General features: G+C 47.9%; 13 protein-coding genes. 4 read left to right on the forward strand and 9 right to left on the reverse strand.

Annotation, left to right across the window (positions count from 1 at the left end; genetic code table 11):
- Positions 1–140: 140 nt before the first annotated feature.
- Positions 141–2,849 carry a glycoside hydrolase family 5 protein gene (locus LEP1GSC061_RS06135; RefSeq protein WP_016544954.1) on the reverse strand — a complete coding sequence of 903 codons (2,709 nt, stop codon included), beginning with the start codon at positions 2,847–2,849 and terminating at the stop codon, positions 141–143.
- A 538-nt stretch (positions 2,850–3,387) separates the two neighbouring features.
- Here LEP1GSC061_RS06135 and LEP1GSC061_RS06145 point away from each other — a divergent pair.
- Complete coding sequence (locus LEP1GSC061_RS06145) at positions 3,388–4,650, forward strand: MFS transporter (RefSeq protein WP_016544754.1); 1,263 nt, start codon at positions 3,388–3,390, stop codon at positions 4,648–4,650.
- Positions 4,651–4,731: 81 nt separating this feature from the next.
- The gene (locus LEP1GSC061_RS06150) at positions 4,732–5,835 is read left to right on the forward strand and encodes an MBL fold metallo-hydrolase (protein ID WP_040508104.1); all 1,104 of its coding nucleotides are present in this window, start codon (positions 4,732–4,734) and stop codon (positions 5,833–5,835) included.
- 141 nt (positions 5,836–5,976) lie between these two features.
- Here the strand turns inward: LEP1GSC061_RS06150 and LEP1GSC061_RS06155 are convergent, their stop codons facing one another.
- Positions 5,977–7,011, reverse strand: a complete 1,035-nt coding sequence (locus LEP1GSC061_RS06155) for a zinc-binding dehydrogenase (protein ID WP_016544868.1) — start codon at positions 7,009–7,011, stop codon at positions 5,977–5,979.
- Positions 7,001–8,095, reverse strand: coding sequence for a VOC family protein (locus tag LEP1GSC061_RS06160; protein ID WP_016545040.1), 1,095 nt, complete (start codon positions 8,093–8,095; stop codon positions 7,001–7,003). Before LEP1GSC061_RS06160 ends, LEP1GSC061_RS06155 begins: the two co-directional genes overlap by 11 nt.
- 301 nt (positions 8,096–8,396) lie before the next feature.
- Here LEP1GSC061_RS06160 and LEP1GSC061_RS06170 point away from each other — a divergent pair, with 301 nt between their 5' ends.
- Entirely contained in the window at positions 8,397–9,227 is an 831-nt protein-coding gene (locus tag LEP1GSC061_RS06170) for a hypothetical protein (protein ID WP_156844506.1), read from the forward strand.
- A 62-nt stretch (positions 9,228–9,289) separates the two neighbouring features.
- Here LEP1GSC061_RS06170 and LEP1GSC061_RS06175 read toward each other — a convergent pair whose 3' ends face one another.
- The 4 genes from LEP1GSC061_RS06175 to LEP1GSC061_RS21640 all read right to left on the reverse strand — a co-directional run bounded on the left by LEP1GSC061_RS06175 (position 9,290) and on the right by LEP1GSC061_RS21640 (position 12,677).
- Positions 9,290–10,585: a phospholipase C/P1 nuclease family protein gene (locus LEP1GSC061_RS06175; RefSeq protein ID WP_232218372.1), complete on the reverse strand. Its 1,296-nt coding sequence runs from the start codon at positions 10,583–10,585 to the stop codon at positions 9,290–9,292.
- Between the two features lie 165 nt (positions 10,586–10,750).
- Positions 10,751–11,554, reverse strand: coding sequence for an SDR family oxidoreductase (locus LEP1GSC061_RS06180; protein ID WP_016544809.1), 804 nt, complete (start codon positions 11,552–11,554; stop codon positions 10,751–10,753).
- A 10-nt stretch (positions 11,555–11,564) separates the two neighbouring features.
- On the reverse strand, positions 11,565–12,515 hold the full coding sequence (locus LEP1GSC061_RS06185; protein ID WP_016544712.1) for a fumarylacetoacetate hydrolase family protein: 951 nt from the start codon (positions 12,513–12,515) through the stop codon (positions 11,565–11,567).
- A gap of 9 nt (positions 12,516–12,524) precedes the next feature.
- Positions 12,525–12,677, reverse strand: a complete 153-nt coding sequence (locus tag LEP1GSC061_RS21640) for a hypothetical protein (RefSeq protein WP_016545097.1) — start codon at positions 12,675–12,677, stop codon at positions 12,525–12,527.
- Between the two features lie 70 nt (positions 12,678–12,747).
- On the opposite strand from LEP1GSC061_RS21640, the gene LEP1GSC061_RS06190 reads away from it, so the two are divergent.
- The gene (locus LEP1GSC061_RS06190) at positions 12,748–13,263 is read left to right on the forward strand and encodes a hypothetical protein (RefSeq protein WP_016544915.1); all 516 of its coding nucleotides are present in this window, start codon (positions 12,748–12,750) and stop codon (positions 13,261–13,263) included.
- A gap of 38 nt (positions 13,264–13,301) precedes the next feature.
- Here the strand turns inward: LEP1GSC061_RS06190 and LEP1GSC061_RS06195 are convergent, their stop codons facing one another.
- Positions 13,302–14,633, reverse strand: coding sequence for a phospholipase C/P1 nuclease family protein (locus LEP1GSC061_RS06195; RefSeq protein ID WP_016544799.1), 1,332 nt, complete (start codon positions 14,631–14,633; stop codon positions 13,302–13,304).
- 67 nt (positions 14,634–14,700) lie between these two features.
- Positions 14,701–16,296, reverse strand: coding sequence for an efflux transporter outer membrane subunit (locus tag LEP1GSC061_RS06200; protein ID WP_016544820.1), 1,596 nt, complete (start codon positions 16,294–16,296; stop codon positions 14,701–14,703).
- Positions 16,297–16,302: the final 6 nt, after the last annotated feature.

The following is a 16,302-nucleotide window of genomic DNA, read 5'->3' on the forward strand; positions in this document are numbered from 1 at the left end:
TTATGGATTCTGAAAACACACAAGGAAGAAGCCATGCTTGGGTGCCTGTCTCCGCCGGAACGAAAAAGGCCGACTCAAAAAATGAGCCGGCCTAGATCAATCCTTGGAGAGAAGGAGGATTCGCCTTCCGTTGCAGAAGCTTATCGGTTCTGGATCGTAACGTTTTCCGTTTTCACATAGGAAGTATCATACCACCAGGCTCTCACTTCCATAGGACGATCCGCCTTGTCCGGCGCGATGCTGAAGTCCAAACCGAAGCTGGTATATTGACCTGGCCCTGAAAATTCGCTTCGGTAAATATCCCTTCTTGCGAGAACGTCCTGGCCGTCGAAGACATCCAAGGTAACGATTTTATCGTTTCCCGCATTCGTGACATCGACTAACATCCGAAAGACAGCTTTCTTATTTCCGGTTCCCCAACGACCTCTTTCATACGGCCCGAAAAGGATATGATCCGCCCAATGGTCGTTCGTGGTAACCACCCAGGCATCTCCCTCGGCAAAGCCGGTGCGATGGCCTAAATCTTTCGCCTTGTAGGCAAGAGGTAAGTCTCCGTTCACATTGCGATTTTGGACCGTAACATTTTCCACCTTCACATAGGAACTGTCATGCCACCATGCTCTGAGTTCCATAGGACGATCCGCCTTGTCTGCGGCGATATTGAAGTCCAAAATGAAATTGGTATACTGTCCGGGACCGATGAACTCGTGTCGATAGACGTCCCGTCTCGCTAAGACTTCTTGTCCGTCAGTGACATCTATGGTCAGAACCTTATCGTTATTCGCATTGGTGACGTCCACAAGTGCGCGAAAGATCGCTTGCTTGTTTCCCGTTCCCCAACGGCCTCTATCGTACGGACCGTAGAGCAGATGATCCGCAGAGTATTCCGCAGTCGTTGCGACCCAGGCATCCCCTTCCGCGAAGCCGATACGATGAGAGAGATTCTTGGCCTTGTATACGAGAGGCAATTCTCCGCTTAGGGGAGAAGAACAGCAAAGTAGCGCCGCGGCTCCTCCGTCTCTTTGGGCGACACCCGCCACATATTCGCTGTCCGCGCATTGGCCCTTATAGGAACCCGGAGCCCAGTCTCCTCCTTTTTGAGAGGAACGATTGTCTCCTCGATCAAACCATAGTGTGCGACAGGAATTGGCAAGAGAAACCTTGCTATGTGCGCAGAGGATTCCGCTCGTTCCCCAGGAATGTTTGGTCGCTCCGGCAACATAATAGTCCGTCGGGCATTCGTATTTGGTGAATCCCCCCGCCCAATCTCCGGTTCCGTGATAACGGGTCGGAGTCTCATAGACAGCCTGCACATTGATTGCACGGTCGCTATGCCAGAGTTTTCCGTACTTCGTATCGCTACAGAGTGCCTTCTGGTCCCGGCTTAGACCTAAGAAACGTTCTCCGTCGGGGCAGGTTCCCTTATTCGCCCCTCCGAGCCAATCGTTATCGATCGTGCTTGCGTTATCATCCACGCCGTTAAAGCCGATTCGAGTCAAACGATCCACGCTATTGACGGCACCGGTTTTTCCCGAAAACGCAAGAAGGCGATCCATATGTTCGTCTCGCCAGTTTCCTCTTTTCCTTTGGGACCAATCGGAGGTTACGAGTCCCCATTCGTCTTCTCCGTTCAGAGGCCAGAATGCGAAGTCGATATCCTTTTCGATCATATAATCCACGAGTCTTTTGAACCATTCTCTGTCCGCGGGATTGGTTTCGCCGGGAGAAGCTCCGAATTCGCTCACCCAAACCGGTGCGGTCGTGATGGTATCCGGATCGACTACGTATCCCCATTCGTCCGTAATCGTATTCCGGAAGGTGGTGGCGTCCATGTCCTTGTATTTGATATTACCGCCGGAAGTGCTATCGTCCCCGTTATGCTTCGGGCCGATAAAGCCGTAGTTATGAGCCGCGTAGATGAGCTTGTTCATATTTCGGATATGGACCTGCAGATCCCGAACCGGCTTCAAGTGAGGACGTTCTCCGGATCCGAGAATGGGAATCGCTCCCCACCAGTTGATCCCCTCCACTACGATGACTAGGTCCGGGTTTTCGCGTAGAATATCATTTCCGGCTTCTTGCGCGGCCTTGCGCCAGTCGTCGATATTATTCCAGCCCCAATTCGGGCTATTCGGAAGGTGAGTGTCGTTATAACGCATCGTTCTCACTTCGTTCCGAAGATCCGCTCCCGCAACGAGTTTATTGTATTTATAACGATTCGCTAAGAAGACCCAGTCCGCCTTCCACATTTCCGGTGTCTGGTTGTATGCGAAAGAGGACCCGGTATGATACCATTGCCCGTTATAATCGAAACCGCAGCACCATTCGGAAAAGGTGGTGTGGTTGTTTAGGATCACGACGATTCCGGCCGCTGTTAGGGCCTGGACGGTCGCATCATAGACTTCCAGAGGGGTCTTTCCGAAAAGTTGGGGATTGGCCGCGAGGTATTCGTTCGGGACGATATTCGCCTCATGGAGCATCTTATTTGAAAAAGGCAACCGGACCGAATTGAATCCCCATTCCTGGATGAGGGAAATGATATGCGAGATGGGTTGCTTGTCCAAACCGGAGACAACCTGGCGGGTATCGCTGGCGCCGTACCAGTTCACAGCCTTCAGCTTAAAGCGGTTATTATTCGCATCTACGATATAACGACCGCTCACGCTGAGAGGAGCGACAGGAGGGCTCGAAGCGAGAGCGAAGGACTTAACCGAGCTATAGGCCGATTTCGCCGATTGCGCAAGCGAGAGGGGGAACGGGGTCTGATCCGAGTCGGGAGCACAAGTCGCTAAAATAGCGAAAATCACCGTTACGGAACAGAAAGTTTTCCATTTCTTTCTGATAAACATTTTAAATTCTCTCCAAAGAATTCCCAAATCAATCACGAAGCTTTGTATGTGTTTGGACAATTAAACGGGAGATACTTATATATCGTTTACTTTTTCGCAAGATCTCGCAGAGATTCCTTCTTTTCTTTTTAAAGCGAACGTTATGTTAAAAAAGAGGAAGAGAATTTGTGGGTTCCTTAGAATTAGTTTATTATAATATTTTAATTTAAATTCCGGGGAATATCTCGAGTTTTTTAGAGCTTGTTCGGAATTTCAGTATGCGAAAAAGGATGGGCGCCTCCTTCGTCCCTTCGATCCTTCGACAAGCTCAGGGCTTAAGCCTTGGGATTCGGGACTCAGGACCGGGCTATTCGCTCCATCTGCGCCGCACCACGAGCGTTGCGGCTCAGGATTCCGCTACTATCCCTGGCGCGGTCTCTATCGGGAAAATGTTCGCGAGACAAGCCGATCGCATCGAAGCGGGGATACGCAGAAAAAATTAGCGGATTACCGGAATCATTCAATTCGGATCTCTTAAACCCTGGTATCTTCTAGGACCATGCTAAGAGAAAATTCAACCAATATCAAAAAAATCCTGATCGTCATCGGTGCGGCAATCGGCCTTGGAGGAGGGTTTAGCTCCCTATACTTTACGACATTATCTATCTTTCTGAAGCCGCTCGCAGAAGAATTCCAATGGGGGAGGGCTCAGACTTCCGCTGCAACAATATCTTCCATGGTCGGCGTGACCTTGGGAGCGGTGTTTGTGGGAAGGCTCATTGATAGAATCGGATCGGCTCGAGTGATCGCTATTTCCGTATTCATATTCTCTTCCCTGCTCTTTGCGCTTTCTCGGATGCAGGGAAGTTTTTTGGAAATGACCGCTCTCAGTTTTGGAATCGGTTTTTTCGGAGTAGGAACGAGTGCCCTCGGGTATCTCGCCGTGCTCGCTAGCTGGTTTGAAAAACGCTTAGGACTGGCATTGGGTGCGGGGATGGTCGGCTTGGCACTCGGGGCAGTAGCGTATCCGATTCTTTCCCAAAATTTGATTTCTAATCTCGGCTGGAGAGATGCGTACCGGACACTTTCCATCATTGCGGTAGGCCAAGGATTCTTGGCCTGGTCGTTCTTATTCCTACTCGTAAAGCAAAAATCCTCCGCCGCCAAATCCCTATCCGACGGGAAAGAGAAGGAAGGCCAATCCTTACTGGAGGTCTTGAAACTAGGAAGGTATTGGGCTTTGTTCGCGATTATTTTTATCGTTGCATGCTCCGGTTTGGGTGCGGCGATTCATATGTCTGCGGTAATTACGGACAGAGGAGTCCTACCCGAACTTTCCGCGCGAATCGTCGCCTTAGCGGGAGTCGGCTTGGTTTTAGGGAGGCTTGTTTCCGGTGCATTGATGGACCTTTTTCCGGCGACTAAAGTTGCATCGATCTCCTTTCTTTTAGGAGGTTTCGGAATCGGCTTAATCGGAATCTATCCCGACGCTTGGCTACCCGTACTCGGTGCAGGTGCATTTTTAGGTGGTTTCGCCATCGGAGCAGAAGGGGATTTCATTCCCTTTATCATTCGGAAATATTTTGGAATGAAATCTTTCGGAGCCGTTTACGGAACTCTATATGGAGCGAATTGTTTAGGAGGAGTCATCGGGCCGATCGCATTCGGATATTGTTTCGATTCACTCGGAAGTTACAAACTCGCGCTCGTGGTTGCGGCGCTCGCCTGTTCCACCGCGGGATTCTTGGTTTTATACCTTGGCCCCTATCGGTACGAAGAAGACGAAAGTAAAGTCGAAGAGTATTCCTCCGAATTGGCTTGAAAAATGCGCTTAGCTAAGTGGTGAATACGGAATGCAGATTTATCGGAACGTCTCTACCTGCGCCTCTTTCCGGGGACTCGAATGATAAGGATGGCTTTACCCGTTAGGAAATCGGTTCGTATTCTTGCGATGATTGTTTTCTTCTACTCCTCCTTTCTTTCCTGCGAATTTTCCGGTGTTCGGGAGGAGAGGATGAGGCTTTCTCCTAATTACAAGGATGGGGCATTTCGAAACCGAGACGGTTCAAAAACGATGGCAGAAGAGGGGAGCTTGGTCGGTATCGTTTATGATTATCTAATTAGTCGACAATTCGTAAAGGAACCGAAGGGGCCCATCCCGACCATTCAGACGAATCTAAAGGATCTTCCTATCGGGGAGGATCTTTTCGTTTGGTTCGGTCATTCTTCTCTCTTGATCCAACTGAATGGGATTCGATTTTTGGTGGATCCCGTTTTTAGCGGATATGCATCGCCTGTCTGGTTCAGTAACAGATCCTTTCCGGGGACCGATGTTTTTTCCGAATCCGATTTTCCGGAGATCGACTATCTTATTATCACCCACGATCATTACGATCATTTGGATCTGAATACGATTTCCAAGTTCAGGGAAAAGGTTCGGGAAGTGATCGTCCCTCTCGGTCTCGGCGAATATTTTGAAGATCTCGGATACAAGCAGGAATCTATCCTAGAAAAAGACTGGTTCGAGCAAATACAAGCCAGGAACGGAGATCGTATCACCCTTGTTCCTGCAAAACATTCTTCGGGTAGAAGCCTGATTCAAAACCGAACTCTTTGGACTTCCTATATCATCCAATCCAAATCCGTTCGGATCTTTATTAGCGGGGATGGGGGATATGGGGAGCACTTCGCGGATATTGGACGAAAATACGGCCCGTTTACGATCGCATTTTTAGAAAACGGTCAGTACCGCAAAATTTGGAGAAACGTTCATTCTTTCCCCGAGGAAGTCATACAAACAGGCAAGGACTTGAACGCGGAGTATTTGGTTCCGGTCCATTCCTGCAAATTTACGATGGCCTTGCATGATTGGGACGAGCCTTTGAAATTAGTGACTCGTTTCGGAGAAGAGAGGAACGTAAATGTAATAGCTCCTATGATCGGGGAGTCCGTTTCTCTTGTGAAACCTTCTACTAAATACCCGAAATGGTGGGAAAGAGTAAAATAACGGATTCGTATTCCGTTCGCAAATTAGAGATCCTGCTCCGGCTTTAAGGGTCTTAACTTTCCGAAGCCGGGCCTAAATCGTTTCCTCTTTCCATTTAGAAAATCCTATTTTCCGTTCGTCGAACGATCTCCTTGTGGGAGATCATTCGCAGAGGATCTGGATCTTGCCGTCCGTCATGTGCTGGCTATAATAAGCATACGCTTCCGGTGCTTCCTCCAAATGGAATTGTTTTTGGATTTTGGGACGAAAGAGTCCATTCACATTATTGATTATTTCCCTGGACAATATGAATCTTTTAGGAAGGGAAAGCGAGTTCACAAAGTATTCCGCTTCAAAGAACTGGACTTTCCAGCCGTTGAATAATTTTTGCGGTTGGAACATCACAGGCCCAGCATTGAAATAACCATACATGCATAGGGTGGAGCCCTGGGGCATGCAACGGATTAAGGTGATGGGCATATCTCCTCCTATGCAGTCAAAGCCGTAAGTGCAGTGGACTTCCTTGCACAGATCCGTGAGCTTCTTTTCGAAATCCGGATCGGATTGGTTCAAGACGTAGGAGGCTCCTTCTTCCCTACAAACCTGGGCCTGTTCTTCCCTACGAACGATTGCGATGCTCTTCAACCCGTAGGTATGGGCTACCCGCATAGTCATTCTCGCCACGGCGCCTGCCGCGGCAGTGATAAAGAAATACTTGGAGCCGGAAGCTTTGGCCCATCTCGCCATCCCGACACCGGTTACCGGGTTTGCCACCGAGGACGCTGCTTCTTGGAATCCTACATCCTTAGGCAGTACGATTAATTTCAACGCTTCTGCCAGGACATACTCGGCAAAAAGTCCGTTCTTCGTATAAAAGGCCACTTTCTTTCCCATTCGCAGGGCGCCTGGGAAGCCTCCACCGTTAGCTACAACCGTTCCGGCTCCTTCGAATCCCACGCCGCGAGGATAAGGAAAATTTAAAGTAGCACTATATACTCCCCGGATATGAAAGAGATCGTTCGGGTTCATGGATCCTCGGTTGACTTTGATCAGCACTTGGCCTGGTCCCGGTTTAGGAAGATCCATTTCGGTAAATTGGAGAACTTTTCGTATTTCCTTCGGATCAGAAATCGAGGTTTCGGGCAAGGGACCGATTTGGCGGACCGCCTTCATTTTTTTAGGAAGATTATTTCTCATTCGATCTATTTCCTGTTTTTGATTTTTTCGGGGCCAAAAGGAAAAGATTTCCTTCCGGATCCTGGAGTATTGCGGTATCTCCTTCTTTCTCTTTCACCAAAGTCCCTCCTTCTTGGAGTATTTTTCTTGTTAGAGCATTTACATCGGAAACTCGGAATCCCACAGCGACCCTTCCCGTATCGGAGAATTGCAATGGACCTCTCTTGCTGAAACGGTTGTAGGTGAAGATCTCGAAAGTGGGACCTCCTTCGCTGTATCCGGGGAGAGGAAGATGACGACCCTGGACCCGGATTCCTTTGAGTCCCGTTAGATTTTCTATAAAGTCCCCCTGATAATCCCTTTCAAAGCCTGTGGGGGACGCTTCCAATATCCTGCCGTAAAAGGAGAGAGCCTTGCTCCAATCCTTGGAATTGATGTTCACGTGCAGGAATCGGATCCGATCCGTTTCGGGCGGAGCGAATTTGAATCGAGTTCTCACGAAAGAGTTTAGGCTGCGAAAAATGGTGCTTGGGCTGAGAGGCGTAGGAAACGGGATATGAATCTCGAATACGTTTCCATCCGGATCCTTGCCGTAGATTGCCGGCACTTTCTCCAAATCTTCGAAATTGCTATCGATCTTTCCTCCATTCTTTCGAATAGAGTGGATCAGTCCCGGAACATTGTCCGTTTCAAAACAGATATGGGCGTATCCCAGATCATTCGCGGAAGATTCGAGCGCCGGTTTCTCCGCCTTTAGAATGGTGAGATACGGCCCTTCTCCCAGATAGCCCGGAGTTCTGAGAGTGATAGGAGAAGAGTCGGTCTTTCCGAGGATCCATTCCGGGATCGTTTCCGTCTCCTTTGCCAGGAAAGTGTTCTTGTAGAAATCGGAAAGTCGCTTCGGATCGGAACTCCGAAAGAGTACAGTCTCGAAGGAAATATCCGCATCGGGAGTCTTGGTATAGTCCTGGGGACCGGGGCCAAGGAGCCACCAAAGGGTCAGGGAAAAGATAAATACGCAAAGAATAAGTAGAGTCTTCTTCATAGGCAACCGAACTGGATTTTGGAGTCCCGAGATCTCTTGGAACGTTTTAGAGTGTAGCATAAAGGTTTTTCATTCCGCTTGAACGAATCCGGTATAGGGGAAAAAATCCGATTCCTTCAGCCCCAGGCCAGTTCTCCGCAATGTTTTCGGTAGGGGATTGCCCGCCCACACTCGAAGTCCCGGAAATGCAGGGGCAGGAACCGTATTCAGGCAAATTTCTCCTCGTAATTTCGATGGAATTGGGCGCGTTGGTCGCAACCGGAAGGGATCGCATCCCAAATCCCGATAAACTGATTTACGTGATTTATTCCGATAAAGTATAGGTAGTATATGCGAAATGAATTATGAATTCAAAAGGAATATGATGAAAAAATACCTATTCGCCCCGCTCTTTTGTATTATCTTTTCCGCAAATATAAGCGCCCAATCCGTCAATCACAGCTCCTTCTTTTTTGAATTGAGCTACGGAGAAGGATTTTATTATCCCTATGCCAAGCCTCATAAATACGATTCGAGCGCAATGGACAAGGAGGACGGCCGGAATATAGGCAATTCGATCGGAAACTACGTTTGGAATGTAGGAACGAACGAGGAGAAGGCGCTTAGTCTCTACGCCTTCGAGAATTCCCCTAAACCGAAAGTGAGCGGGCAGAATTATAATTTTCTGATGGAATATGTTTTCAAGAACGGTATCGGATTGGGCTTATCCGCGACGAGTGCCGATTTCCAAGGATCGAATTTGACGTTTTCCCGGGATATAACCCAGGTCGGGGTCATTCTATACGATAGCCTGATCGGCAATCAATCCTTGACCCAGGATGATTTAAAGAACATTCAGATCCTATCTCCTTATTATACGTATCACCAAAACGACTTGTTAAAGATGAGGATCTATTCGCTCCAATTCTCCTACCATTTTTTGGAAAATTCGGTCTTCGATCCTTACCTGCGTATCGGAGTTGGCTATGGAAACGAGGCTTTATCCCATGCGAAGATATTCCAGTCCTCCGTTTCCATGGGAACCCGCTTTTTCTTCGGGCAGAATCTGTATGCTTTAGCCGAGATTGCGGGCAATAATTACGACGGATACTCTAAGGTGGGGAATGTGATCCAACAGTACAATGGAAAAGAAGGTCACGCTTGGACCCTCCAGGAGATCCTCGGAAGGGTCGGAATCGGCTTTAAATTGTAAATACCGAAAATCCGTCCTTCGGGATCGGAGGACGGATCGTTCTCGAGGCGGACTCGGAAGTTTTACTTCAATACTGCCTTCACGTAATTTCGAAGATGGGAACCGGTTCCTCGCATTTCTCTAGCGAGAAGCGAATTCAATTCTACCAACGCTTTCTCTATTTCCGGAGAAGACGATTGTTCCGTCGGACGAACCTCCACTAAATTCGAATCTTCGATCAAACTGTCCAGCTGATCGGAAAGATCGTAGCTTTCCTTGGTCAAAACGTTCACGATATAATTTTGATCGAAGGTTCCGTAGCTCGTATCCTGATCCGTTTGCTTTAGGCTTACCAAGAACGGATGGGTTAGGTCCGCGTTTTTATACGCGTCTCGTAGGTTTCGGAAGTGGAACTTCTCGATTGTTTGGTGGCGACTGGAAATTCGATCGATAGCCTGGTTCTTTGCCGTTTCGAATCCTAAGATCGCCTTAATATTGATCCAAAGCATCGCCAGAGTTCCGTAATTGGGAAGAACTCTGGAATGGTACGGTTGGCTCAGATCGGCGATATAATGCGCGCCCCAACCGAGAAAACGGTATCCCCAATAGGGATGTCCCGTCCGGAAAGCGAAACGGGAGAGCTCGCTAAATTGTTGGATCCTGTATTTAGGATAGGTGCGGACGAGAAAGCTCGCCGCCGAAAAGATGATCGGCGATTCATGGTAATAGCCTATATGGAAGGGGACTTGGGTGCTATAATACACTTTCGGGTCTCCGAAGGATTGTTCGCCGAAGCCATATTCCCGGCCGATCGACTCTCCGTTATCGACGAAAAGGTTTAGGTCGAGGCCGAAGTCGGGTTCGTCCGTTGCCGTGGCAAGAACGTCCACGGCGGATACAGAATCTCCTATTCGAATATCATAATATTCATAGTCTTTATTGAGTTCCGGATCCGATTCTCCGTATATGCTGAACGTATTCGGGTGGGATTTTTTTCCGGGAGGGGGAGAGCCGGGTAAATTTTGCAGAAAATAGCCCAGAGGCGTTCTGGGATTCACTCGTATGGCTTTTAGAAAATTAGCGCGGATGGTTTTCGCATCTCCACCTCGAAAGCGGAGAATTTCCGGCTGGGGGGCCGCTTTCGCCAATTCTAGTTTGGCATCGTTTTCAAACTTTTCCAGCAAAGGAATCAGGCCTTCCTTTTCTTTGAGAAGAAAATCTTCCAGAGATTCCACCTTTACTTTCGGAGAGGATGAAAGTTCCGGCAAGGCTTCGAGGGCCGGTTTGCTAAAAAGGAAATGATTCCACCAGGCGTCTACCGGCCCGGCAAAAAGACTCAGGGAGAGGATACAGATCAGAACGGAATTGTATTTAAGCACGAAAAGAGAATCGGAGACTCGGATTAGAAGTCAACCCAAACTAGGAATTCCTCCAAAAGCGGCACTAAGCCTTTGGATTTAGATCCATCGCCGTATCTTGAGGATTTCATCCTTCGGCCCGGTTACCCGGACCCAATTTCGGATCGGAGCGAGTCTATACTTGTCTCAAATCACATTCGCTTTAGAGAGAAATTTCGAGAATAGGGTCGGGAAGTATTTATGAAAAGCGACCGCGAAAGATTCTTTCGGTCCCGCGATCTGGACTTCCAATCTCTCGTTTTGTATCGCTTTTAAGATTCTTCCGGCGCATTCTTCCGCACTGATCGTCGCCTTTGTTTTCAAGTTCGGAAGTCCGAACGATTTGCCTTGTCCATTCAACGCGTTTTCGGAGATTTTGGTCCGAACGAATCCGGGATATACGAGAGTGACATGAATTCCTTGCGATGAGTTCTCGGCCCGAAGCGCTTCGAAGAAGCCCGTCAGCGCAGCCTTGGCAGAGGAATATCCGGTTCGGTAGGGCACACCGAATTTACCCGCTACGCTGGAAACGGATACGATATGACCGGCTCCTCTCTTCCGGAAATGTGGCAGTACGGCTAGGGTCAGAGCAACGGTGCCGAAAAAATTCACGTCCATAATCCTTCGGTAGGTATCCAAATCGGTCTCGTGAGCCAAGGATCTTTGGCTGACTCCTCCGTTATTGATCAGGATATCGACTCGTCCGAATTTTCCGAATACTAGATCCGGAAACCGATTTAAACTTTCGGAATCCGATAGGTCCAAAGGCAGACAAAGAGAATCGGAGTCGGTCAATCTGCTTTCCCTTTTCACTCTTTCCAATTCTTCTTCTCTTCTTGCGGATAATACGATTTTTGCTCCCGTTCCGGAAAGTTCCTTTACGAGGGCTTCTCCTATTCCCGAAGAAGCACCGGTAATCCATATTACTTTATCTTTATAAAATGAATTCATGATAGTTTCCTCAGGATTCTTGGACTACGTTTAGGATTTGGTCGCCTAAGTCGATCCTTCGGTCGGCGGTTCGGATAGAAGACCGAATCTTATCCTTCGGTTGGAGATATTCCGTCCGCTTGGATTGCCCCTTTACGAAGAGTTCCCATTTCTTTTTTTCCGATAAAAGTCCGCCGATCTTTTGGATCAGTTTCCCGGGGGCCCGCAAGGCGCAACCGGAAGGAGTTCCGGTCAGTAAAACGTCTCCCGGATTCATGTCTGAGAATCGTGAGAGTTCCACGATGGTTTCCGCGGGCTTATATACCAGATTGGAAGCTGTATCGTGCTGTCTGATTTCGTCGTTTACGAGCAATGTGAGTTCCAGATTTTCCAAGAGCTTGAAATCTCCCGGTTCTAGAACGGCAAGTACCGGACCCGAGGGCAAAAACGTTCTATACGATTTTCCTTTGAACCATTGCGATTGGGGAAGTTGCACGTCTCTCGCGGAAATATCGTTGGCCATAAAGAAAGCAGCCACGTACTCGGATGCATTTTCGAGAGTTATATTCGAACCGGAATCGATCCGTTTGCCGAATACTAGACCCAATTCGATTTCGTAATCCAGTAGTTTTACGTGCTTGGGGCGGATCACTTCTCCGATCGGAGAGGTAAGAGAGGCGTCCGATTTCGTAAAAAACATATTATACGTCTTGTCGTCGGGATCCAATCCGGACTCGATCAGATGTTGTCTATAGTTCGCACCCTGGCAGAAGACTTGGCAAGGTGCCGTGATCGGAGAAAATACGGTGATCTCTTCGAAGGTAAGCTTCCTTCCTTTCTCCGGATTCGATTTCGACGAGAGGGATCCCAAGAAATCCTTTGTGCTTGTGTCTCCGAGTCCTAAAGGAGTCACGAAACCGTCCTTATAAAAACCCCAATCGATTTTACCCTTTGTTTGAAATCGGATATAATTCTTAGCCATTTGTTTTCCTTAGTATTTAATCCATTTTCTAGGCGGCAGGGAGGCCATCTTCTTCAATCGTACCAAGGTCTTGATCCGGATTTCTCTCCTTGCAAGAAGCCCCTTGATCAATTCCTTTAAGGTATGCGGATGCAAACCGGTATCCAAAAAATTTTCTGGCATGTCCTGTCCCCATTGGTAGAGACTTTTACGGCTGATTTCATGAAAGCCGACCGGAACCGTATCGTCGAACTTGTCTCCGTCCGTCCAAACGGATTCCTTGAAGATTTATACTGCGGATATGGATCGTTCGATTTGGTTTAAAGGCTACCATACAAAGTATGTGGGCGTTAGTTTTTTTCTAGTTACTGTGGTGTTTGAAAATTATTCGGATCATCCGATTTCCGTAGACTGGAAAGGCGTATATCTTGCCGACGAAAATGAGCAGTTGCTCCAAGGGCCATCTTTAAGTTTCGACGCCACTTCCGGATGGAGTCGTTACCGAGACTCCGCTAATTGGGTTTGGCAAACGCAGAAGGCTTATTCTGAGACGCTTGCTCCGCTTATCTTGGAGCCCGGAGATAGACTCGCGATGAAATACGGATTTCCTTTGAAGAACGAGTATTTACCTGGCAATATTATCGTATTGGATCGACCGGCGGGTGTGGATGAGAACGTCTATGAGAATCTAAAGGACCCGAAAGATTACGGTAAATATTTGATCGGAAAAATCAAACTGGTCCGGGTCGGAACCAAGAAACTGCGATAAATCTCCGAAAAAAACCTTACGAAAAGGACCTCGCCTTTTTAAGGTGAGGCGCCTGCCGACTTCGTCTTTCTTACATTCAATTCGACTCTTGCATAGTTTCTTATATGAGAGCCTACGCTTTTCATATGATTCGCCAGGGTAGAGTCGAGTTCGTTTAACGATTCTTGATGGATGGACGGCAATAACTTGTCTTGGGAAAATCCTACCAAAAGATTGGATTCGTCGATTAGAGTGTCGATTTTATCCGATAGATCGTAACTTTCTTTAGTTAATTTTTCCGTAATGTAAGAGTCGTCGAAGACTCCGTAACTTTCATCCAGGTCCTTGGATTTCACGTTTGTGATAAAAGGATGAGTCAGATTCTTATCTTGATATGCGTTTCGAAGCACCGTAAAATGGTATTTTTCTATGGTGGTATGCCGATTGGAGATGCGATCTATCGCTTCGTTCTTTGCGTTTTCGAATCCGAGTATCGCTTTGATATTAATCCAGAGCATTCCGACGGTTCCGTAATTCGGAAGAACACGGGAGTGGTAGGGTTGGGTCAAGTCGGCGATATAATGCATTCCCCAGCCTAAGAAACGATACCCCCAGTAGTCGAGTCCGGTTCTAAAAGCATAGTCGGCCAATTTGGTAAATTGAAATACCCTATACTTAGGATAGGTTCTCGTCAGAAAATCCGCAGCTAAGAATATGATAGGAGACTCATGGTAATAACCTATGTGAAAAGGAACCTGGGTGCTATAGTAGATCTTAGAATCTCCGAAAGATTGTATTCCAAAACCGTAATATTTTCCGAATTCTTCCCCGTTGTCCTCGAATAGATTCAGATCCAGTCCAAAATCGGGTTCGTCTCCTGCAGTTGCAAGCACTTCCAAAGGACTTACGGAATCTCCGATTCGGATATCGTAAAACTCGTAATCTTGTTTTAGATCCTTTTCTCCGTAGATGCTAACGGTCATCGGATTCGATTTTTTTCCCGGGAGAGCTTGGCCCGGAAGATTCTGTAGGAAATATCCGAGCGGAGTATCCGTATTCAGTCTTAAGGCCCTTAAGAAATGATTTCGGATCGTCTTTCTGTCTCCTCCTTTGAAAGCCAATATCTCCGGACGAGGAGCATATTTGGTGTAACTTAAGTTGGCTTCGTTTTCCATTTGTTCCATGAGGGGAATGAGACCTTCCTTTTCCTTCAGTAGGAAGTCCTCCAGGGATTCGACCTTTACTTTAGGGGAGGAAGCAAGTTCCGGTAGGCTTTCTAAAGCCGGCCGGTTGAAAAGGAAATGATTCCACCACCCGTACGAGGGAGTACTGAAAAGGCTGATCGCGGAAATGAAAATTAGGGTTCGATAATATTTCAACACACCGAACATTTTTATAATCCTCGGAGAAAGTCAAGACAAACGATTCAAGGAACTTAAGAGCTCTTTAGACCGCGGGTCATTTTTTCAGGCTTGGTGCGATCAAATTCTTGTCCTCTTTATTATTGTTTTCCGTCTTTACGTCGATTCCTCCCGCAGGATCGGGCTTTTTAGAACCTTTTGCATCGAAGATGGAGAATGGTTGGATCTGATCGTCCGCGGGTAATTGATCGTATTTCCAGCCTCCTCCCAAGGCTCGAATCAACCGAACCGAGGCTTGGTTCAATTCCGTCTTGATCAGAATGGAATCTATCCTGGCGGTCAGGGTATTGACCTGAGCATAGATCAATTCCAAACTATTACCTAGTCCTCCTTGGTAAAGCTGCATGGTCATATTCTGGACTTGGAGGGCTGCATCCACTGCTGCATTTTGTCGTTCCGATTCCTCCGATATCAAAGTGGTTTCTGTAAGACCGTTTTCTACTTCTCTAAATGCGTTCAATACTGTGGAGCGATATAGGTCTTCCGTTTCTCGGTAGGAAGACCATGCCTTTTGCAATTGTGCACGGCGGTATCCGCCTTGAAAAATCGGCAGGGATACGGTAGAGCCGTAGGACCAGAAACTATTGGATAATTGGGTAAGATTCACTCCGCCTTCGAATCCTCCGCCTGCCTGAAAGGATATGTTCGGAAAGAATGCCGCCCGAGCGATTCCGATATTTCGGTTTGCCATAGCCATTTTTCGTTCCATGGAAGCGATATCGGGCCTGCGCTCTAAAAGGGTAGAAGGTAGAGTTGCGGGAATCTTGAAAGATACTACATGCACGTCATCCACTATAGGTATGCTGAAAGTGGAGGGAGCCCTGTTGACAAGAATCGCGATCGCATTCTCCGTTACTCTCATCTTGGCTCGTATCTCCAAGCGTTTCGCCTCCGTGCTGGAAAGAAGGTATTTGGCCCTTTGCACATCCAGCTCCGGAGCTAATCCGGCCCGGTATCTCTCGTTCACTAGAGCCAAAGATTGTTCGTAGTATTCGATGGACTGACGATAGGTGCTATCTTGCGCATTCAATCCTCGGAATAGAAAATAGTCCGTGGCGATCTCGGATTGTAGACTTAGGCGGGCTAAAGCGAAATCGGCGGCGACGGACTGCGCGTTATATATCTGGGCTCTGGTCGCGTTACGAATGGAAGACCAAAAATCCGGCTCCCAGGATGCGATGCTACCCAAGGACGCAGTGCCTTCATAAGTGGCCTCTCCCGCTCCTCGGAAAAGTCGGTTTTCGGACTGTTTATTATTCGATCCGCCTGCTCCGATTCCTAAATGGGGGATCAATTGGGATCGAACCTTAAGCATCTCGTCGCGAGCTTGCACGAAACGTTCCGCTGCGGCTTGCAGATCCGGATTCGCCTCTACGGCCAATTCTTCCAAACTGTTCAATACCGGATCCTGGAATAGCTTCCACCAATCGGACGGTATTTCCTCTCCTTCGGAAGGACGGGCCTTGACGAAGGGGCCGGATCCGCTCCATGTATCGGGAACGATGAACTCGGGATTCTTATAAATCGGAGCAAGATCGATTGCCGGTCCGCTGATACAGGAAGAGAGTAGAATCGCGAACGTGGTGCCACCGACGTATCTTCGTAGATTGAGGATGATGTTTCTTGGTTCCATTCTTTT

It is taken from the genome of Leptospira wolffii serovar Khorat str. Khorat-H2, assembly GCF_000306115.2.
GTDB lineage: Bacteria > Spirochaetota > Leptospiria > Leptospirales > Leptospiraceae > Leptospira_B > Leptospira_B wolffii.